Genomic DNA, 20,041 nt, shown 5'->3' with positions numbered 1-20,041 from the left:
TGCCCGCGTCACCCGATGTGGGCGTTCAGTCCGCGCCTTCGTCGTCCTCGTCCAGCTCGGGCGCGTCCGGGTCGCGCAGCGGGCGCAGGCCCTGGGGCGGGGTGGAGGGGGTGAAGCTGTAGCGGCCCAGGACGTTGAGGTTCTTGAACTTCAGCGGGGACAGGCGGGCGACATCCTCATCGCTGATCTCGTGGCCCTCGGCACGCAGCTGGGCGACCGCGGCGTCGATGTACTTCGTCGTCCAGAGCACGACAGCGTTCAGCACCAGTCCCAGCGAGCCGAGTTGGTCCTCCATGCCGTCTCGGTATGCCTGGTGGATGGTGCCCCGCTTGCCGTGGCAGATGTCCCGGGCGAGGGTGTGGCGGGACTCCTGGACGCTGAGCTGCTTGCCCATCTGCCGTCGGTAGGTGTCATCGACCGGGTCGACGACCTGGAGCAGGTGCAGGGTCTTGGCAATGCGCCCGTACTCGGCGAACGCCTGCCCCAGCGGCGTCGGTCGTCCATGGTTGCCGAACATCCGCAGCAGGTCATAGGCCCGCACCTGGTTGGTGACCAGCGAGCCGGCCACCTTCAGCATGTCCTCCCACTGGGTGGTCACCTTCTTCAGGTTCACCTTGTTCGTGCGGGCCAGGTCCGTCAGCGGCCCGTAGCCGCCGGTCTCGATCCCGTCCATCTCCGCCCGCCAGAACCTCTGGTCGTCCAGGTCCTTGAACCGCGGGGAGAAGTTGTAGCCCAGGATCTTGAACAGGCCGAACACCATGTCCGAGTACGAGGCGTTGTCGGTGGCGACCATCTCCGGCTTCACCCCGCCGTCGAGGTTCAGCAGGGCGTCCAGGATGTGCAGGGAGTCGCGCGGGGTGCCCGGGGCCACCATCTGCCCGATCCCGAAGACCTGGTCGTTGACGGCGTTCAGCCAGGTGATGCCGCGCTTGAATCCGAAGTACTTCGGATTCGGGGCGGTGCTGATGGACCTCACCGGGACGACGAAGCGCAGTCCGTCGACGGAGGCGAGCAGCCCGTTGCCCCAGTGCGCCACGATCGGGACCTTCGCCTGGGCCTCGATCAGGGCGGCGTTGGCCGCGGCGATGGTGTCGCTACGCAGGTAGTACTGGTCGACATGGACCAGCCGGGAGCGGGTCAGCGCCTCGTGGCCGGGGTTGGTCACCGGGGTCATGCCGATGTTGCACGCCTCGCTCACCAGGAGCGCGACGACCGAGGTGGTGAGGTCCTTCATGCGGGTCTTGCCGTCGCCCAGGTGCACGAAGGCGTCCAGGAACCCGGTCCAGGAGTGCACTTCGAACAGCAGGTCCGGAAGGTCGATCTTCGGGAGCATCTTCTCCACCCGGCGCCGCAGCCAGGCCAGCGACTTGGGCACCCCGAGTGCCCCGAGCGCGTCCACGTTCAGCTTGGCCCGCCCGTTGGGCTGCACCTCGATGCTGACCTTCGCATCCGCGCCGGCCTCTTCGAGGCGTTCGGCCATCTGCTTCCACGCCGCGTCCAGTACCCGCACCAGCTCCGCCAGATGCTCCTCGACGGGCGCCTCCAGGCTCAGGCCCGCCAGTACGTCCATGCGCACCGCCAGCCACGGCTTGCCGTCCAGCAGACGGGCGCGCGGGTTGGAGAAGCGGTGCGAGGGGGAAGCGAAGATGGCGCGGCTGACCAGCGCCCGGGTACAGCTGCTCCAGCACGCACACCACATAGGCGTCGCGGTCCACCGCGCCCTGCGGCAGGTCCTTGTTCGCGGACACCGCCCTGCGCCAGTACGGCGGCACCACCTTGTCGTCGACCTCCCGCTTCAGCAGCGGCTTCTTCGTCACCTGACGCCGGCTGAGCGCGGGCAGGCCCTTGACCGCGGCCAGCACCCGCTCCCCGGCCGGGGCCGCGCCGAGCATCTTGGTGTCGCCGAGCAGCGACAGGAACGGGCGCACCGTGTTGTAGCGGTTGGCCAGCGCCTCGCGGATCGCGATCTCCGCCGAGTCGTCGTCCTCCGGGACCAGGCTCGCCACCGTGGTGGCCGCGCTCCACAGCTGGGCCCTCGGCGCGATCTCCTCCAGGGCCTTCCACATCGCGGCCGCGTCCACCGCCTTGCCGCTCTCCTCGATGTGCTCCAGCTCCTCCATGAACACCTTCGACATGCGGGTGGTGATGCGGGACGCCTTCTCCAGCTGCGGCAGCGTGGAGAGGCGGTCCTTGTTCGTGAGCCGCTTCGCGGTGCTGAGCAGCTTGGTCGACATCAGCACCGTGAACAGCTCCAGCGCGTCGTCGATGGCCTTGGCCTCCAGGTGCCGCATCACCGCGGTCAGCATCGCGGTGCGCTTCGGCTCGCTCGCCCGCTCCAGGCTCGTCGCCTTCGACCCCAGGCCGTAACGGGCCAGCGCGGCGAGCCGGTTCGGCGGGAGCTTGTCCAGCTTCACCCGCCCCAGCCGGTACACGGCGATCTCGTCCACCCGCTCCGGCGCCCGCTTCATCGCCGTACCGGTGGTCTTTGTCGGCGGCCGGCGGAAGGTCTCCAGGTACGAGTACCGCCTGCCCTCCGGCGTCTCCAGCAGCGCCACCAGGTCGGCGGGCAGCGACCGGTCCGCCCGCCAGGCCGCCCTGGCGACCGTGGTGTGCAGGCGCTTGTCCGCGATCTCGCGGACCTCGGACACCTGTCGCGCCAGCACCGACACCCCGGGCAGCAGCACCCGGTGCTTCCGCAGCCAGCCCACCGCATAGTCGAACAGGGCCTTCGGCCCCTCCGAATGCGCGGTCCACGCCCGCCCGTGCAGGAACGTCCGGAACTTCCGCCCCCACTCCGGGTCGTCGTACTCGTGGTACTCGTACGCGTCCCGGATCTCCCACGCGTGCTCGTACGCGGTCTTCGGTCGCTCGGTGTACCGCTTCACGTCCGAGACGTCCTCGATGCCGAGCTGCTCGGCCAGGTGCTCCACCACCGGCCACGGCACGCCCAGCGGATCGTCCGGCAGGAACCTGCCGATGTAGCGCACCGTGCACATCTGCAGAGCGAAGCCCAGTTGGTGGTACCGCGTACGCCGCAGCGCGATCAGGTCGCAGTCCACGTCGTCCAGGAAGAAGAAGCGCTCCAACTCCGGGCGCGTCGGCTCCTCGACGAACTTTCCGTACGCCTCGGCTTGGTCATCCGTCAGAAATTCCACCGGCATGCGGCGGAGCCAACCACCCGCCGCTACAGACCGTGGATCTTTGGCCGAAGGGCCCCAGGAAGCAGACCACCCGTGCTAGAAGTTCACCGCTCACTGCTCAAGATCGTTCTCAGCGCCAACCGCTGTACCGATGTTCCCCAAGCCCGGGTTACGCGGCCGAACGGCGGACCGCCTATGGCACGTGGGCTGGAGCCCCGGTGACCCTCCCCGGACCTCTACAGGGATCCGGGGCGCAGACGGAACATCTGGTGCCGAGTTCCATCTGCGCAGTCCCATTCGCCGATGTCGGCGCGCCTCGCATGGGAGGCCTGGCTGAGGGTGAGGCACTTCTCGTAGCGGGAGTTGATCACGTACCCGGAGATCCATTCCCCGCCATACATGGAGGTGTTGGCGGTCTTGAACCGCCACTGCTGGGCGGGGCCGGCCGTGCAGGGTTGCTGGACCACATCGAGACGCTCGGGCGTCTCGACGATGCCCAGGCACTTTCCGGAGTAGGCGTCCCTGACGTGGTAGATCGAGTCCCGGGTCCGGCCGAGCTGCCACTGCTGGTTCCGAGCGCCTTCTGCACAGTCCCACTGGTAGATCTCGGAGTCGTTGCCGTCGACCCCGCCGTCGACGCACATCCCGCTCTCCACCGAGACCAACGCAGTGGCGGTCCCGAAGGCTGGCAGTGAGGCGGGCCTGGCCTCATGGGGGGCCGCGGTTGAACGGCTGGGCGCGGGGGCTGTCGGGGACACCGCGGGCCGGGCGGGTGACGCGCTGGTGGGCTGGCTGGAGACGGGCGGCGTGGGCCGGCCCGAGGGAGCAGATGACGTCCGGGGGCTGGAGGAGTCCTGGTCGGCTCCGATGCCATTGTCACCAGAAACCGTGGAAGGCCGGTCCGTCTCATCGTGCAGCGAGACCGCGGCGGCCGCGAGGGACAGGACAACGGCTGCCGCACCGGCAGCGATCCACACGGCCTTCCTGCTCTTGAGGCCAACCTTGCGAGACGGCGGGCTCGCACGGGTATCGGCCGAGGTCTTGATGGGGCCGGGTGCCGGCTGCGGTATGTCCTCCATCTGCACGGAGGGGACGACTGGGCCAGGCTCTTCCTGGAGATCTGGCTCGTTGAGCTGTTTGGCGTTTTCCTTGCGTGCAGCAGCGCGCCGGTCGTCGACGCGCCAGAAGGCATGCTCGAAAGCAGTGATCTCTTCCGCGCTGGCACGAAGCTTCTCGAGGACCCTCTTCAGCGGCTCCCAGCTGCGCGGAGCGTTCTCGCCAGTGAACCAGGCACGGACGGTGGGTCCGTTGTTGTGCGCCTCTGTCTTCTCAGGGAAGGCCGCTGTAGCGAGCGTCCCCCACGTTGGTCTGCTCTTCTTCTCCGTCCGGTCAAGCAACTGCATCAGATGACGGGCGAGCGCGGGCTTGTCGTTCACCTCGCGAAGACTGTGCGCGAGGTTGTGGTCCTTGCCGGACGAGAGGGTCACGTCATCTGACGATATCGGTCGTGCCAGGTCACACGTCACCTGAAGATCTGCCAGCGCAGGGGGATTTCATCTGAACCGATGCCTGAGCGCGGGGCGCGCCAGCGTGTACATGCGGGCGGTCGATGGGGCCGTCCGCTCCCCTTGGAGGTTCGATGCGAACCCTTGTTTCCCGGCTTCTGGCGGTGATCGGTGCGATCGCCGTCGGGGCTGGACTGATCTATGCGCTGCATGGCAGCGCCGCGGCCGATGCCCAGCCGCCGACCCGTGCCGAGGTGCTGGAGCGAGCACGTGGCTGGCTCGGCCGCAGCGATATCCCGTACTCCATGAGCACCTGCTACACCGTCGACGGCAGCCGTACAGGATGCGGGCAGCCGGACGTTTTCCGAGCCGACTGCAGCGGGTTCGTGAGTCTCTCCTGGGGTGTCGGCAACCTGACCGTCGGCAGCTCCCGGCCGGCACTTACCCCGCTGGCGGGCAACTCCAGTACGTCGCACGAGATCGACAAGGCTGACCTTCTGCCGGGTGATGCCCTCGCCGTCTATGAGCGGCTCGGTTCTGGCGCGCACATCGCTCTGTTCGTCCGCTGGCAGAACGAAGCCGGAGGCCCGGCTGTGGTCTGGGAACAGGCTGGTGGCTCGGCCGGGCCGCGGAAGAACGTGTGGAGCGCGGACACACACGCCAAGTACCGGGCGTTCCGCTACACCGGGATCCGAGAGGACAACGGCGGCGGCGCAGGCACGGCGACTGAAACCACGGCCCTCCCGCACGGGGCGAAGCGGGTAACCACGTTCAAGGACGCTCCCGGCCGCGCCGAGCCTTCCCGGGATGCTGCACGGGTCGGCACTCTGCGGGCCGGCCGTAACTACGTATGGTGCGCCGCTACAGGCGCAACGGTCACCGGCCCAGAAGGGGTGAACGACCGGTGGTTCTTCGTCGATCTGGACGAGGGGGCCGAGCGGGGCTGGGTGTCGGCGTACTACGCGAAGACCGGTGGCGACAACGAGGCCACGGCAGACGATGGCACAGACGTACCCACCTGCCCGGAGTCGGGGAACGGCAGCAAGTCACAGGCTCCCCCGCCGGCGCCATCGGAGCACGGCCACAACCACTACACGTACCGGGACGCCTCGCCGGGCGGCAAGGCACTGGCCCCCGCGATCTGGCAGGCCTCACATGACGACGGCGCACGCGTGATCTCGTGGAGGTACAGCGACACGGCTTCCAGCACAAACAACTCCCTCTTTTGGTGGGGCAAGCGCCACCCCGGTGAGCACGCGTACAAGCGGCTTCACGTGGAGCACTCCGGACAGTGCATCGGCGTTCGGGGCTACCAGGTGATCCAGTCCCCCTGCGGTGAGGGCAACGACGGCTACTGGGCTGTCGTTGACGAAGAAGGCGGTCTGGGCAAGCTGATGAATCTCGCGACTCGCACCTGCATGCATGTGGGCTGGAGCCCCGGCGACCCGGTCGTCCTCGGCTCCTGCGAAGGCGACCGCTCCAAGCTCGCCATCGCAACCGTCGGCCCGGTCGAGGCGAAGAAGCCCGCTCCCGCAGATGAGGCGGCGTGTGCCCCGAGCGTCAAGAAGTACTACCCCGGCAACGCATCCGTCGATGTCCGCTACGGCGAGGTCGACATCAACATCACCGCCTGCCCCGGCGACGACCCCAGCACCTGGTCCGTCACCACCCAGCAGCACACCAACACCATGGGAAACCAGATCTCACTTGACCTGTCGACCGAGGCGAACAACAAGGGGCGGATCACCACCACCAGTCGCACCTTCGAGGTCACGATCATTGCCAAGAACTGCGCTGACCTCCCCCTGGCCGGCCAGAAGTGCTGGACCGCCTCAGAATGGAACGTCGACATCGCCCTCACGAAGGCGGGCAACGACGTCACGGCAGAGCCGAACATGGACCACCCGATCAACCGGAGCATCAACCCGGTGAGCCCCAGCACGAAGCTGAAGCTGTTCGAAAGCAAGTAGCCTCACGCCGTACGCCCCAGGTGCTGGGACGCCCTGCTCATCCGGCCCACGCGCTCCGAGGGTCATGACGCCACGTCATCACGCAGCGGCCGGTCAGCGAACGGTGCCAGGTGCGAGGAACCGACGAAATGCGCCGACCAGGCATGCGACCAAGCCGTTGAAGATCATTTCCCGGGCACCTCAAGATCGTCTCCCGCCGCCCAGCTAGGCGGATGTGACAGGGGGACGCGCTGGCTCACGGCAGATTCGGGCCGGTCCGGTTCAAGCTGACTCGGCAGGCTCACGGCCGGCGCTGCGGGCAAGCCCCTCAGCGCCGCTGTTCCGGCTGGTGAGGCAGCGTAGTTGGTTTTCGCCCGTTTGAGCTCGGCCTATTTGTCGTTTGCGCCCCGAACTCATACGGTTTTGAAGTCAGGCGTTGTGGAGGGCTGCCATGACGGAGGGCAAGGATGCCGAACGCCTGGTAGCGGGGCGGTACCGACTGCTACGCAGGCTCGGGGGCGGCGGGATGGGGCGAGTATGGCTCGCCCACGACCAGAAGCTCGAGTGCGAGGTGGCCCTCAAGGAGCTCGCTCTTCCGGTGGAGATCCCGGAGGAGGAGTTGGACGCCCGGATCGCCCGCGCTCGAGTCGAGGCTCGTCATGCTGCCCGGCTGCGCAGCCACCCGCACGTGGCCACCGTGCTCGATGTTTTCGAGGAGAGCGGCCTGCCCTGGATCGTGATGGAGTTCGTGCCCGGGGCAAGGGATCTCGCCGAGGTGGTACGTGCGCACGGGCCGCTGCCAGCAGCGGAGACTGCGCGCATTGGTCTGGCCGTGCTCGACGCATTGATGGCAGGCCATCGGGCGGGCATCCTGCATCGGGACGTCAAGCCGGCCAACATCCTGCTCGCTGGGGAACCTGACCCGGAGACTCAGGTCCGGGGGCAAGGCGGGCAGGTGATGCTGGCCGACTACGGCATCTCGCTGCAGCCGGACTCGGGCGAGACGCGGCTGACCGGGACGTCGGGGATTATCGGCACCCCAGGATTCCTGGCACCGGAGCGCGCCCGCGGAATGCCACCGAGCCCGGCCTCTGACCTCTTTTCACTCGGTGCCACCTTGTATTACGCGGTAGAGGGAAGCGGGCCGTTCGACCGCCCCACCCCCTACGGGACGCTGACGGCGGTGCTCTTCGAGGAGCCCCCGCCGCCGACCCGGGCTGGAGACCTGGGGCCTGTCCTGGCCGGACTACTGGCCAAGGACCCCGAACAGCGGATGGGGGGCGACGAGGCGATGCGTAAACTCGCCGAGCTCGCCGACACGCCACGTGCGGCACCTCGGATGCGAGAGCCGGCGGCCCCGACAGCCGAGACAAGGCAGTTGCAGCCGGCCAAGCCCTCCGTCGTGGGGCCGCCGCCTGGCGCACCGCCGACCGAGGAAGGCTCCGCGGCCGAGGGCGGAGCCGCGCCGCAGCCGCGGCATCCCCGGCGGTCCAAGCTCCCTTCAGCCCGGCTTCTGGGCGGCATCGCCGCCGTACTGGTGCTCATTGTCGGTGGCATCTGGGCGGGCGCTGCATTGCTCAACGACTCGAACAACAAGACCGCTGAGACCGGTCAGGCCCTGCCGTATGGGAACGAGGTCGGACTGACCAGCGAGCTGAAACCCGGAGACTGCGTCCACGCCTCCTGGCCCGCGGGAAGGTTCAAAGACCTGCCCAAACTGAAAGTCGTGGACTGCAAAAGCAACCCAGACGGCCAGGTCCTGGACATGAACGCATCCACATCCCTGGACGATGCGAGGACCAACGGACAGGGCGTCTGTACGGGCCTCTTGCGTGACACGACGAGCAAGATGGCCGACGTCCAGTCCTTCGCGCTGGTAGCTGGTGAGGCCGGCTGGGAGAACGGTGTACGGAAAACCGCCTGCCTGCTCTTCGGCAAGACCGTCAGCCTCTACGGCCCGGTGGGCGACCACCGGAAGTACGGCGAACAGATCTTCGTCGAGAACAGCTCAATCGGCGACTGCTACAACACCAGGAAACTAGAAGAACACAACTACGCCCATATCCTGATGGACTGCAAAGAACCACATGAACTGCAGGGCCTGGGCTACGTCAAGGCGCCCCAGGGGCAGTTCGGATCTTGGGACGCGAATTACGACCTGTGTGTCAAGCGGTATGGGTCCTACAAGAGTTCCACCCGCGACCTGTATGCCTGGGTTCACGCCAAACAAACCTGGAACCAAGGCTTCCGGTTCGTGATGTGCCTACTTAAGATGCCTGAACCGGGCCAGAAACTTCCGCCCGGCTCACTCCTCCGCTGAACTCAGAGTGCTGGGTGTAGGTGATCGCGTCACGCCGTGACCAGGGCACGCCACCGTTCGCGGGTTGGCTGTTCTCCGTCGAGCCACCGCACGTGACGCACGCGTGACGTCCTCGGCCCGCTCCCTGGTGGATACGCGCCTTCGTACCGGATTCTTTCCAGCATCTGGTGAAACGTCATGCCGGGCCCGCCAGCAGCCGGTTCACGCAGCGGAAGCATCGGGAAGCGGGTGCCTTTCTCGTGTAAAGGGGTTGTCGCTGGTAAGAGGGTCGGCTGGGATGAGCGCCGGTCGTCCCTGCTGATGTTGGTGAGCGCATCCCGCTTGTCTGGGCTCAGGCGTGCCGGGGGCGGCCGAAGAGGAGGTCGTAGCCCGGGGGAAGCTGGAGCAGGATGCGGCGTGTGAGTTCCTCGCCCGCCGCATCGGCGGTCACACTCAGCACGGCGCTGACGTCCCAGGCCACGGTGTGTTCGGTGGCTCCCTCGATCCACGCCGCAGCAGCCCGCAGGAACCGCTCCGGCGGGAGCGGTTCGGTGGCCTGCAGCGGGCTGAGAAGAACTAGGGCGAAGGTCTCCGGGAGCCGGGCGGCCAGCTCGGCCCGGATCTCACCCACCAGATGCGCGCCCAGCAGTGCCAGAACGGTACGCGCAGCCCGCTCGGCTTCCTGAGGTGTGGCGTACTCCCCGCGTTCCTGCACGTGGTCGAGGAATGCTTCCCATCGCATGACCACCACTGCCCCTTTACGTCGTGTGCGAAGGACGTAGTGCGGAGGACGGGACCAGAGGGGGAGATCGATGCCCGTCCTCCGCCGTCGGCGCGGTCGAGAAACCGGCTCCTCAGCCGCTGATCTGCGTGTGCTCGGACCCCCCGCCGATCGCGATCTTGCGGGGCTTGGCGCGCTCGGCGATCGGGATCCGCAGGGTCAGCACCCCTGCTTCGTAGTCGGCCCTGATGCGCTCGGTGTCCAGGGTGTCGGCCAGCACCAGCTGGCGGGAGAAGACGCCCAGGGGCCGCTCGGAGAGCTCCATCTGCACATCGTCGGCCTTCACGACCGGGCGGCGCTCGGCCTTGACAGTGAGCATGTTCCGCTCGACATCGATGTCGATCGCGTCCTTCGCGACACCGGGCAGGTCGAGGGCGATCACGTACTCCTCGCCCTCCCGGTAGGCATCCATCGGCATCGCCGAGGGCCTGGACCAGGTACCGGTCACACCCGTCAGCTGCTGAGCGAGCCGGTCGAGTTCGCGGAACGGGTCAGTGCGCATCAACATCGCGAAAACACCTCCACAGGTCTGGCAGGAACTGCCAATGCGCTTCCTCTGACACCGTTGTAGCATGTCATCCAAACGATGACAAGCGAACTGTCATCCAAAGGGTGACAATCCCGAGAGGACCCTTCATGAACGCCTCCCCCGAGCCCCGTGACCCCACCTCGTTCTTCGCCGCTGCGGCAGCGCTGAACACGATCAACGAAGCCGTCCGCACCGCCCAGACCCCGCAGACCGGAAGGCACCCGGAGGACGGACAAGCCAGTGCGCCACAGGCCCTGGCCGCACTCCTGCTGTTGCGTGAACTGCGCGACCAACTCGCAGGATGGGAACCGGGACTGATCGAGGCAGCCCGGGCAGCAGGCTCCAGCTGGGCAGACCTCGCCCACCCCCTGGGCGTCGCCAGCCGCCAAGCCGCCGAGCGGCGCTACCTGCGCGTACGCCCCGGAACACCCGGCACCACCGGCGAACAGCGCGTACAAGCCACCCGCAGCCGCCGCGCCGCCGACCGCACTATCACCGCCTGGGCCCGGACCAACGCCGCCGACCTGCGGCAACTCGCCGGCCAGATCACCGCCCTCACCGACCTCCCCATCCAGGCCCACACACCCCTGGCCCGTCTCGCCGAAGCCCTCGCCGACAACGACGCCGCCAACCTCATCGATCCACTCGCCGACACCCACACACACCTCAAAGCCAACCACCCCGACCTAGCAGTCCGCATCGATGCCATCACCCACAACGCCGACCGACTCCGCCAAGCCGGCAGCGACGACCGCGGAGCCACCACCTGACGTCCGGAGTCGACGCGCACGCCCCACGGACAGCGCGAGGATCCCGAAGAGGCCCCGGAACAGGTACCTCTCACTCGGGACCTTTCACTGTCCGGCTGTCGAGCCGCACCGTGGGGGAACTGCTGGGTCCGTGATCATCCGCGCCGTCCGGCTGCCGTCCCGGCAGGCGTCATCAAGGCGTGCCCGGGTCTCGCCAGGCGCCCGCGCTCATGCTTCCCACTCCTCCGCCTCCGCCATTGATCTGTCAGTTCTCGGTGAACCCACCAACCGCCCTCCCACGAATCGGGCATCTGGGAGCGTGACCTCACCAGCGGATGGAAAATGCAAGATCGAACTGCACAGTCCTTCGTCGCCCAGCTAGCCATCGCCTGCACATGCAGGGTCGGGGAAGAAAGGACACCTGGCGGCGGCCCTTGGGCAGCCTCAGGCCCTGGCCGGCTTCGTCCTCGAATGCCGATGCCAGAGACAGCAGCCGGATACGGCGCCTTGCTCCCTTGGTGCGTGTCGTGCGGAAGCCCCGGGCCAGCGACACGACGGCGGTCGCGGCGGCCAGGCCACGGCCCGCAGCGCACGCTGCGGTGACGGCCGCCGCGGCGACGCTCGAGCCGGCTGACCTCAGCCGGCCAGGGGAGCGCCGCCGCGGGAGGGGAGGATGACTGCGCCCGCAGGCGCGAGGAGTAGCCGTCTTGCCACGACGGTACGTCGGGATTGTCGGGACCATCCCCGGAGGCGCGGGGAGCAGATCGACGGCCACCACTCCATCCATTTCGGCCCGGGGACCATCCCCGCACCCGCCGGGATGGTCCCAGCACGGACTTCGGCCCGTAGTTGGAGAAGAGCTGCTCCCCGCACCCGCGGGGATGGTCCCGCGAACAGGAACGCGATGAGCGGGGTCACCCACTGCTCCCCGCATTCGCGGGGATGGTCCCCGTGTGGAGATGGAAGCGCCCTGCCCGGTCACGAGACCAGGTCTTCACTGATGCGACGGGCAGCAAGCGGGGCCAGGCGCTCCATCCAATCGCCCGCCCGGACCGGCTGCGTCGCGGCGGGGGTGGCCGCACCGGTGCGGCCACCCAGCTCGGTGAGCTCGGTACGGCAGGGCTTGCACAGCCCGTCCTCGAGCGCGGGGCCGATCAGGAAGATACGGAGCGGAGTTGAACCGCGGCCGGGCGTAAATTGCCCTGTTGCTGGCGGCCCACCCCCCGCGGGCAGCCTGTACGCAGGTGCGGGAGGGGAGGGACGGCGTGGACTTCCTGTTCACATGCGGGTGGTGCGGCGAAGAGAACGTCCTGTACGGGGAGCGGACCGGATTCTGGGGGACTAGGTTCGAGGTGCCGGAGGAGTTCGACTGCTGGTCGTGCAGCGGCACCTCCACTACCCCGGACGGACCCTGGACTCCCGCTGACTAGGGCTTGTCCCGAGGAAACTGCCGCTCGCGCGTGAACATCGAGAGCGGTGAAGGCGAGCGCGGACGCCGCCGCGACCGGATCCGCGTCCAGCTCGCCCGGCTCCACCAGCTCCAGGAACTCGCGCCGGGCGGTGGCGATTTTGGCCTCCAGCGACGGACGCTGGCCAGCAGTGAAGCGTTGCTCATCCGGATTCGCCCGAGGGTTGTTCGGTACCTGGGCGGACGGGGTTCTTGAACCGGGCTCCGCATGAAACGGGGGGACCTATACCTCTCGTACGGCATTCAGGCAGCGGGTGCCTTGGGTGCGCAGAGCGTCGGCAAGTTCGGGTGGGGCGTGGGTGAGGGTGAAGTCGGCGTCGACCGAGGTGATCATCCACGCGAGGTCGCGGGGGGTGCCGGCGCCCAGGTGCAGCAGACAGCTGTGGTCGTCGACGGGTTCGATGACGCCCATGCCGGGCCAGACGCGGTCGGCGACCGCTGCGGCGCGCTCGTGCAGGGTGATGATGGCCTGGAAGGGCCACGTCTGCGACGACAGCTGGTGGGCCAGATAGGCGGCCACGTCGCCGTCGGGGAGTTCACGGGGGGTGAACTGCGGGCCGGTCGGAGTGCGTGGGGTGAGCCGGTCGACGCGGAAGGTGCGCCAGTCGGTGCGTTCGGTGTCCCAGGCGACCAGGTACCAGTGGCGCCCGAAGCTGACCAGGCTGTGCGGCTCGACCGAGCGGATGCTTGGGCCGTGGCGGGGGCTGGTGTAGTCGAAGCGCAGCCGCTCACGTCGGCGGCACGCCTCGGCGATGGCCATGAGGGTGTCCGTGGAGACCTCGGGGGCCGGGACGGCGCCGGCCCGGACGGTAGTGGTGTGCAGGGTGTGCACCCGGTGCCGCAGCCGGGATGGCAACACCTGCTCCAGCTTGGTGAGTGCGCGCAGGGAGGACTCCTCGATCCCGGTGACCGAGCCGTCGGCCGCGGTGCGCAGGCCGATCGCGACGGCGATGGCCTCATCGTCGTCGAGCAGCAGCGGGGGCAGCTCGGCGCCGGCGCCGAGCCGGTAGCCGGCGGCGCCCTGGGTGGCGTTCACCGGGTAGCCGAGCTCGCGCAGCCGCTCCACATCGCGGCGCAGGGTGCGCCGGCTGACTGCGAGGCGTTCGGCGAGCTCGGCGCCGGACCAGTCGCGGTGGGTCTGCAGCAGGGAGAGCAGCTTCAGCAGCCGCCCGGAGGTCTCGAGCATGCTTCCAGACTGCCCGAAGGTTAGGACCGGAAGTGACCTAAGCGAGCCGTAGCGTCACAGCCATGGCAAACACGACACCCGGCATCCGATCTTTCCGCATCGACATTCCGCAGACCCACCTCGACGAGCTGCACGCCCGTCTGGCCGCCAGCCGTTGGCCGGACGAGCTGCCCGGTGTCGGCTGGAGCCGCGGCGTTCCGTTGGCTTACCTCAAGGATCTCGCCGAACACTGGCGCACCGCCTACGACTGGCGGGTGCACGAGGCGGCGCTCAACAAGCACCCCCAGTACATGACCACCATCGTTGGACAGAACATTCACTTCCTGCACGTGCGCTCCCCCGAGCCCGACGCCACGCCGCTGATGCTGCTGCACGGCTGGCCGGGCTCAGTGGTGGATTTCCTCGATGTCATCGGGCCCTTGTCCGATCCCCGCGCGCACGGCGGCGATCCGGCAGGTGCCTTCCACCTGGTCGTCCCCTCGCTGCCGGGGTTCGCGTTCTCCACACCGCTGGCCGGGCCGGGCATGGGCGCGGCCACGATGGCCGGGGCGCTCACCCAGCTGATGTCCCGCCTCGGCTACACGCGCTACGGAGTCCAGGGCTACGACACCGGCTCGTGGGTCGCCCCGGAGATGGGCAAGCAGGCCCCGGACCACGTCATCGGCATTCACGTCAACGCGATGATCACGTTCCCGGTCGGCGCGGAAGGCGAGATGGACGGCCTCACCGAAGGCGATCAACGACGCTGGCAGGCGATGCAGAACTTCAACGACGGCTACTTGCAGTGCAACTCCAAAAGGCCGCAGACGGTGGCCTACGCCCTCACCGACTCCCCTGTGGGCCAGCTGGCCTGGATCGTGGAGAAATTCAAGGAGCTCACCGACCCGGAAGATGGGCTGCCCGAAGACAGCATCGACCGGGACCGCATCCTGACCGGGGTCTCGCTGTACTGGCTGACCGGCACCGCCGCTTCAGCCGCCCAGGTCTACTACGAGGAGATCTCCGCCAACGCCTGGAGCGAGGCCGCAGCCGACGACTGGAGCACGGACTCCAGCGTCGACACCGCGCAAGACACCAGCTGGGGCAACGGCCAGGACAACTGGGCAGCCGACCGGCGCGGGACGGTGCCCACCGCCGTACTGGTCTCCACCCACGACGTGACCATCCGCCGCTGGGCCGAACGCGACCATAACGTCGTGCGGTGGACCGAACTCGACCGCGGCGGCCACTTCCTCGCGATGGAAGCCCCGGACCTGCTCGTCAGCGACGTCCGCGAGTTCTTCGGCAATGCACGCTGAGGGGGGAGATCCGAACCCTCAACTGGCGGACGAATCAGCCTCATCACTGAGCATGCAACCAAGTGGGGACAGGAGCAGGGGCGGGTATTTTCAGGGCTCTGTCCGCAGTTTCGTGAATTCCCAGGTCAGCGGCGGGAACGGCGGATCGTTTCGGCAAGGTGTTTCCCACCGTGGCGAGCAAGGCGGTCGAGGATGTGCTGTTTCCCGGGATCGATGTGCGGGTGGAGCGGGTGAGCGACTCCTCCGACGTCCTGGTGGTGGAGGCGGTGTCGACGGCTCGTCCGGGCCGGTGCCCGGACTGCCGGAAGCAGGCGAGACGCGTACACAGCACGTACCAACGTGCCTTGGACGAGCGGCCGTTGGGTCCTCGCCGGGTCATAGTCCGGTTGCGGGTGCGCCGGTACTTCTGCGACCGGAAGAGCTGTTCCCGAAAGACGTTCGTCGAGCAGGTGCCGGGCCTGTCCGAGCGGCACCGCCGCTCCAGCACCGGGCTGACGGGCTGGCTGCGGTCGATCGCGATCGAGCTCGGTGGCCGTCCTGCCGCCCGGCTGTGCCGCCGACTGCGGCTGCCCGCGGGCCGGACCCGGCTGCTCAGGCTCCTGACGGCAGGGCCGGGGCTTTCGCGCAGTGGCGGGCGCCGCTCCCCCACCGGATTTCCGCGACTGCGTCCTCCAGCCAAGCGAACGTCGCCGCGATCGCCCGGGCGTGTGCCTCTAAGGGCTTCAAGATCAACGCGTTGCCCCTCTGGCGTATCTCGGTTACACCCCTGGCTGGGGGTCCTCGTTGTCTATGTCCGGGGAGATCTGGCGGGCATCGTGGGCCGGTTCACCGGCCAAGCGCCGCTGGAGGTCGACGTGGCGGAATTGGTATAGGCCAGCGACTTGCCGCAGCACCCCCCGCCGCTCATGGGCGTCGGAGAGAAAGCCCATCAGGTCACGGGGCAATCCGCATCTGAGCGTCAGATACCAGCGCGTCGCCGTGAAGGGCAGCCATGCAGATCGATATGGCATGCCTGCGGCGACGTACATAATGGCCACCACAAGTCCCACTGTTGCCCCACTGATCGACCCCTTCACCGCAGCCTGGGCGAAGTCTCCTGAGAGCCTGTTCCAGACCGCCTGTCCGGCACCTACCGTGATCGTGCCCGCCGCCACGGCTGCGAAGACGCCCTGCAAGAAGGATCGACGATCGCGGGCCAAAAGGCTGGCCGGACCTCCCGTTTTCGTCACGTCGGCTGCAGCCGGTCGCACGCCCCCGAGAATTACGCCCCCGATCGCGATCGGAAAACCGACAGCGATCCCAACTGAGACGCCGACAACGGTGGCAACAGCAATGCCAACGGCGAACCCAACCGCGGCGCCGAGAAGAGCCGTCCTGCTGGCCACGGACCATCCCACGGCGGTCAACGGGGCGGGTTCCCGAGACCAGATCCGGGATGTGCCCGGCAGGAGGCCCCGGGCGGCGATCACGCCAGCAGAGCCAATGGCGAACACCACGGCCAGGGTGAATCCTGCGGATCCCATGGCGACAGCGCCCGCGGCCATGTCTGTCCATGAGCCGCCGGTGGTCAAACTGACCAGTCCGTACACGACGCCGCCGACGCACGCACCAACCACGCTGACCGGGATCAAGACAGTCATGGCAGCGATGGCCCACACGAACAGGGCGGTCGGTCCTCGGGGCACGGTAAGCGGTAATCGCCACCAGGCCAGGTCGGGTGTCCCGCGTAGATCGTGATCTAGATGGCGGGCAAGGAACGTCAGCGCCCGCTTGGCCTGATCGACCGGGAAAGGCAAGGCCGCGCCTGGGACAATCGGCCGATACGCGGCTGGAACGAAGCCGTCGAACAAATGGCGCTCCAGCGCCGCCCGATCGGGAAAGAGGGCGGGATCGCAGAGATCGGCGGGATCGGGCACCACCACGTCGGGATCGGTGCCCGGACGAGGGTTGTAGATAGTCCGGGCCAGAAACAGCATGAGCGGCGTGCGCAGGGTCAGCCCCACCGGCGAATCAGCACCCAACTGTTGGGCAACCGGCTCCCAGCGGCTGAGCGCGGAGGCATCACCGCCGGCATCCCGCACGAGATAGGAGTCGACAGCATCAGCATCAAGAGGCTGCAGTTCGATACCCGCCGCCCCGGCGAGCTTGATTGAAATACGCCCGTCGGCGGCCGCGGCTTCCCGGTACTCGCGCGTGCGGCTCGAGACGATCACGCCCTGCCCGGGCGTCAGCGAACCGTTGATGGCATCGAGCGCGGCCGACCGCGATGCGGAGGACAGCTCGTCAAGCCCGTCAAGAATCGGCAGGATCATGCGCTGATCCAATAGCGCACGAGCACGAGTCACCGAGCCGCGGCGCCCTGGCGCGGATACCGGCTGCTCCAGCCCCGGATAGTCACGGACCAGGCAGGCGGCCATCCACTCGTACAGCCCCTGGCCGAACGGATTCCACGAAGCCAGGGAAAAGATGACCGGCACCGGCCAACCGGCCTGACCGGCGCGCAAGTCGATCAGCCCCTCGGCCAACTGGACCAGCAGCATGGTCTTGCCGGCGCCCGGCTCGCCCAGCACCACCAATCGCCGGGTCGGCACGCGTGTGGTGAAGACCTCAAGGATCTGCGACCAGTCACCACTCAGACCATCCGACCCGTGCGTCCACCCGGCCGAGTCGGCAGCCGGTCCCTCGGGCCACGCCCGCGCGATGGACGCGAGCAGCGGCCAAGCCTCAACCAGGTCATCGGGGGCAGGCCGCCACGAAACAGCGAGCGCATAGGGATCATTGAGCCGCCGCAAGCGCACCTCGTCCTGCCACTGCGCCCTCACCGCGCGGGCGAGGTCATCCGCGATGCGCGCGAGATCCTGTCCGCTGCCCGCATCCAAGTGATCCGCGCGGAACGTGGCCCAGGCCAGATACAGGCCAGGCGCCGCAGTCAGCACGGTCGCAGCAGTCGCGGCCACGCCCAGGTGGAAGTGGTGCGCAAGAAACACGGCCCCGCCAGCGCCGAAGACCGTCAACGCCAAATAGACCAGGCCGACATAGCCGCGCGCGTCCCGACCCCCAGTCGCCATGCCGATCATCATCGCGCGCACCAAAGCCCTGTCGCACCGGAACTGCCGATCGTTCATTAAAACCGTCCACAATCTCCCAGAAGTCCCTCATCACCTCAGACAAGAACAAGGGCAACACCCTTTCGCCGTCACTGCGTACCACGCCCTCGCCGACGTCCCATTCGTGCTCCAGGGCCAACCCGGAGCGCAGGCGGCCGCCATGCTCCAACCACGCGCGGGTTCCGCCCCGTTCGCGTCCAGGAATCCGCCAACCAGCCCGCTTCCCGCCGCCAGGAGCTCGCGGTCGATCGGACCGCATCCGGGTGCTGGCCCTCGCCGAACAGCAGCTCCGCCTGCCACTCCGTCACCACCGCACCCGGCACCAGGGCCAGCGCGGGCAGCCCCCGCCCCAGCCACACCCGGCCTCTTCCTGGGCGACCTCAACCGGCTTCGAGGCGGGCGAAGGCCGTCGCCGGACTGCCGTGAAAATACTGCGCAGCAGCGGCGCCGCTGCTGCTGCGTGTGTCTGATCCCAGCTCCCCGGTGGCCGGGTCCTACGTTGAGTAACAGATTGGCGTCTGGCATTTGAGAGGTCTGCCGTCTTCGTTACGTTGACGCACAAAAGTACTGGCGGGGGCGTGCCCCGATCGCAGCGATCTCTCGGGGAGACACGTGTCCACACCACCGCCACTGACAGATGTGCCGATACCGAGCTACGCACGCCGCTGTGTTGGCCGGGTGCTTGTGCCGCTGGTGTCCCTAGGGATCTCCTCCTGGGCGCCTTTTGCCTGGTCGGCGGTGCGTCAGCGTACATTCGCTGACGTCGTCCTCGCGGCGGTTTCCTTCGTAGCGGTGATCTGCACGATGGCATACAGCTACAACGGAGGAAACGGCGTTGCCATCTGGATGGTGCTGCTGACGTTGATGCTGGGTGGCGGTGCGCTGGCAGGTGTCCGTACTCCGCGCACGGAGAATGTCCGCTCCGGTAGCAAGTCAGCGGCGGTCTGGCTGGTCACCGCATTGACGGTGGTCTACTTCGTCGTGGCCGGGGCTTTCGGGGAGAGCGAGCCCTCGAACCAGGATGAGACCACGCCGCCTGTTGCATCGCCTGCACCTTCGTTGCCATCTGCGTCAGAGCCCTCACCAAGACCCGCCGTAACGGTGACCAGGACCGTGACTCCACCCGACCTGTCAGAGACAGAAGAAGAGGAAGAAGCAGAGGTAGACGCCACAGGCGGAACTGGCGGCCAGGACTTCGACGGGCAGGTGGGCATCCAGTTTGGATACGCCTGCTCCCCCGTCGGCGCGCCCGGCATTGCCGAGGATGGACGTCCAGCCAAGTGCTACATGGGCAAAGACGGCCGGGCTCGGTGGGGCTATGACTCGAACCGTGGTTAACACCGTCATGCACCATCAATCAGAGCGAGCACTTCCACCGTCGGCCGGACGTCGCCGAAGGATCGGTAGACGGTGCGGAGGGTGGCGTTGTGGTCCTGGTCGCGGCCGGTGGCATTGGCATCCGCGACCATGATGACACGGTAGCCGAGGGTGAAGGCGTCGCGAGCCGAGGACTCGCAGCACACGTTGGTGACCGTGCCGGTGATCAGGACTGTGTCGATCGTGCGCTCCTGAAGGAGCTCGGGGAGTGGGCAGCGGCCGGGGAAGAAAGCGCTGGGCGCCGACTTCTCCCCCAGAAGGTCGTCGGTGCCGGGGGTGAAGCCGTGCCACAGCCGCTTGGGGAGCGGTCCGCTGCCGCCGCAGTTGCGGAACATCTCGGCGGCTTCGGGACCGTGGAATTCGTCGCCGACCAGAGTGCGTTCGGTGCGACCAGGCAGGACCCAGGCGACGGTTCCGCCAGCGGTACGCAGCCCGTCGGCGAGGTGCTGGATGTTCGGAGCGATGCCGCGGGCGTAGGGGTTGGCGTCGACGAAGAACGGCACCATGTCGACCACCACCAGCGCCGTGCGGGCGGGCTCAAGGCTCGTGTACGCGAACCGGCGGCCGCGGCGCTCCTCCTGACGCCGGTACTCCCGGTTATCGATGCGCCAGGCGCGGATGAGAGTCTCGGTGTTGTCCTGCACGGCAGACTC

Annotated in this window: 13 protein-coding genes and 1 pseudogene; 7 read left to right on the top strand and 7 right to left on the bottom strand. The window is 67.8% G+C overall.

Annotated elements, in window-relative coordinates:
- Positions 1–25: 25 nt before the first annotated feature.
- Positions 26–3,161: pseudogene (locus tag ACFWDI_RS26365) on the bottom strand (Tn3 family transposase).
- A gap of 215 nt (positions 3,162–3,376) precedes the next feature.
- Entirely contained in the window at positions 3,377–4,627 is a 1,251-nt protein-coding gene (locus ACFWDI_RS26360) for an RICIN domain-containing protein (RefSeq protein WP_385307392.1), read from the bottom strand.
- 152 nt (positions 4,628–4,779) lie between these two features.
- Here ACFWDI_RS26360 and ACFWDI_RS26355 point away from each other — a divergent pair, with 152 nt between their 5' ends.
- Both ACFWDI_RS26355 and ACFWDI_RS26350 read left to right on the top strand, forming a co-directional pair.
- Positions 4,780–6,615 (top strand): hypothetical protein, encoded by a 1,836-nt coding sequence (locus ACFWDI_RS26355; RefSeq protein ID WP_385307390.1) that lies wholly within the window; start codon positions 4,780–4,782, stop codon positions 6,613–6,615.
- A 430-nt stretch (positions 6,616–7,045) separates the two neighbouring features.
- Positions 7,046–8,914 (top strand): protein kinase, encoded by a 1,869-nt coding sequence (locus ACFWDI_RS26350; protein WP_385307389.1) that lies wholly within the window; start codon positions 7,046–7,048, stop codon positions 8,912–8,914.
- Positions 8,915–9,245: 331 nt separating this feature from the next.
- On the opposite strand, the gene ACFWDI_RS26345 is transcribed toward ACFWDI_RS26350, so the two are convergent.
- Together ACFWDI_RS26345 and ACFWDI_RS26340 are read right to left on the bottom strand one after the other, a co-directional pair.
- Positions 9,246–9,635 carry a DUF2267 domain-containing protein gene (locus ACFWDI_RS26345; RefSeq protein ID WP_385307387.1) on the bottom strand — a complete coding sequence of 130 codons (390 nt, stop codon included), beginning with the start codon at positions 9,633–9,635 and terminating at the stop codon, positions 9,246–9,248.
- A gap of 112 nt (positions 9,636–9,747) precedes the next feature.
- The gene (locus ACFWDI_RS26340; RefSeq protein ID WP_385307386.1) at positions 9,748–10,182 is read right to left on the bottom strand and encodes an Hsp20/alpha crystallin family protein; all 435 of its coding nucleotides are present in this window, start codon (positions 10,180–10,182) and stop codon (positions 9,748–9,750) included.
- Between the two features lie 128 nt (positions 10,183–10,310).
- Here ACFWDI_RS26340 and ACFWDI_RS26335 point away from each other — a divergent pair, with 128 nt between their 5' ends.
- Entirely contained in the window at positions 10,311–10,973 is a 663-nt protein-coding gene (locus ACFWDI_RS26335) for a type III effector protein (RefSeq protein ID WP_385307384.1), read from the top strand.
- A gap of 1,439 nt (positions 10,974–12,412) precedes the next feature.
- On the top strand, positions 12,413–12,616 hold the full coding sequence (locus ACFWDI_RS26330) for a hypothetical protein (protein ID WP_385307382.1): 204 nt from the start codon (positions 12,413–12,415) through the stop codon (positions 12,614–12,616).
- Between the two features lie 27 nt (positions 12,617–12,643).
- On the opposite strand, the gene ACFWDI_RS26325 is transcribed toward ACFWDI_RS26330, so the two are convergent.
- Positions 12,644–13,606 (bottom strand): helix-turn-helix transcriptional regulator, encoded by a 963-nt coding sequence (locus ACFWDI_RS26325; RefSeq protein ID WP_385307380.1) that lies wholly within the window; start codon positions 13,604–13,606, stop codon positions 12,644–12,646.
- Between the two features lie 62 nt (positions 13,607–13,668).
- On the opposite strand from ACFWDI_RS26325, the gene ACFWDI_RS26320 reads away from it, so the two are divergent.
- Entirely contained in the window at positions 13,669–14,904 is a 1,236-nt protein-coding gene (locus tag ACFWDI_RS26320) for an epoxide hydrolase family protein (protein WP_385307378.1), read from the top strand.
- A gap of 158 nt (positions 14,905–15,062) precedes the next feature.
- Positions 15,063–15,776 (top strand): transposase family protein, encoded by a 714-nt coding sequence (locus ACFWDI_RS26315; RefSeq protein WP_385307376.1) that lies wholly within the window; start codon positions 15,063–15,065, stop codon positions 15,774–15,776.
- Here the strand turns inward: ACFWDI_RS26315 and ACFWDI_RS26310 are convergent.
- A complete protein-coding gene (locus ACFWDI_RS26310; protein WP_385307374.1) occupies positions 15,663–18,029 on the bottom strand; it encodes an NACHT domain-containing protein in 2,367 nt (788 codons plus the stop codon). The genes ACFWDI_RS26315 and ACFWDI_RS26310 overlap by 114 nt on opposite strands.
- Positions 18,030–18,689: 660 nt before the next feature.
- Here ACFWDI_RS26310 and ACFWDI_RS26305 point away from each other — a divergent pair.
- A complete protein-coding gene (locus tag ACFWDI_RS26305; RefSeq protein ID WP_385307372.1) occupies positions 18,690–19,349 on the top strand; it encodes a hypothetical protein in 660 nt (219 codons plus the stop codon).
- Positions 19,350–19,354: 5 nt separating this feature from the next.
- Here the strand turns inward: ACFWDI_RS26305 and ACFWDI_RS26300 are convergent, their stop codons facing one another.
- Positions 19,355–20,032 (bottom strand): isochorismatase family protein, encoded by a 678-nt coding sequence (locus tag ACFWDI_RS26300; RefSeq protein ID WP_385307370.1) that lies wholly within the window; start codon positions 20,030–20,032, stop codon positions 19,355–19,357.
- Between the last annotated feature and the right edge of the window lie 9 nt (positions 20,033–20,041).

It is taken from the genome of Streptomyces sp. NPDC060064, from assembly GCF_042736455.1.
Taxonomy (GTDB): domain Bacteria; phylum Actinomycetota; class Actinomycetes; order Streptomycetales; family Streptomycetaceae; genus Streptomyces.
Note: the sequence above shows the minus strand (reverse complement) of the source record. Positions and strands in the feature narration are given on the sequence as shown.

Coding starts and splice junctions, on each gene's coding strand:
- ACFWDI_RS26355 (WP_385307390.1), top strand. CDS start 4,780: ATGCGAACCCTTGTTTCCCGGCTTCTGGCGGTGATCGGTGCGATCGCC.
- ACFWDI_RS26350 (WP_385307389.1), top strand. CDS start 7,046: ATGACGGAGGGCAAGGATGCCGAACGCCTGGTAGCGGGGCGGTACCGA.
- ACFWDI_RS26345 (WP_385307387.1), bottom strand. CDS start 9,635: ATGCGATGGGAAGCATTCCTCGACCACGTGCAGGAACGCGGGGAGTAC.
- ACFWDI_RS26340 (WP_385307386.1), bottom strand. CDS start 10,182: ATGTTGATGCGCACTGACCCGTTCCGCGAACTCGACCGGCTCGCTCAG.
- ACFWDI_RS26335 (WP_385307384.1), top strand. CDS start 10,311: ATGAACGCCTCCCCCGAGCCCCGTGACCCCACCTCGTTCTTCGCCGCT.
- ACFWDI_RS26325 (WP_385307380.1), bottom strand. CDS start 13,606: ATGCTCGAGACCTCCGGGCGGCTGCTGAAGCTGCTCTCCCTGCTGCAG.
- ACFWDI_RS26320 (WP_385307378.1), top strand. CDS start 13,669: ATGGCAAACACGACACCCGGCATCCGATCTTTCCGCATCGACATTCCG.
- ACFWDI_RS26310 (WP_385307374.1), bottom strand. CDS start 18,029: ATGAACGATCGGCAGTTCCGGTGCGACAGGGCTTTGGTGCGCGCGATG.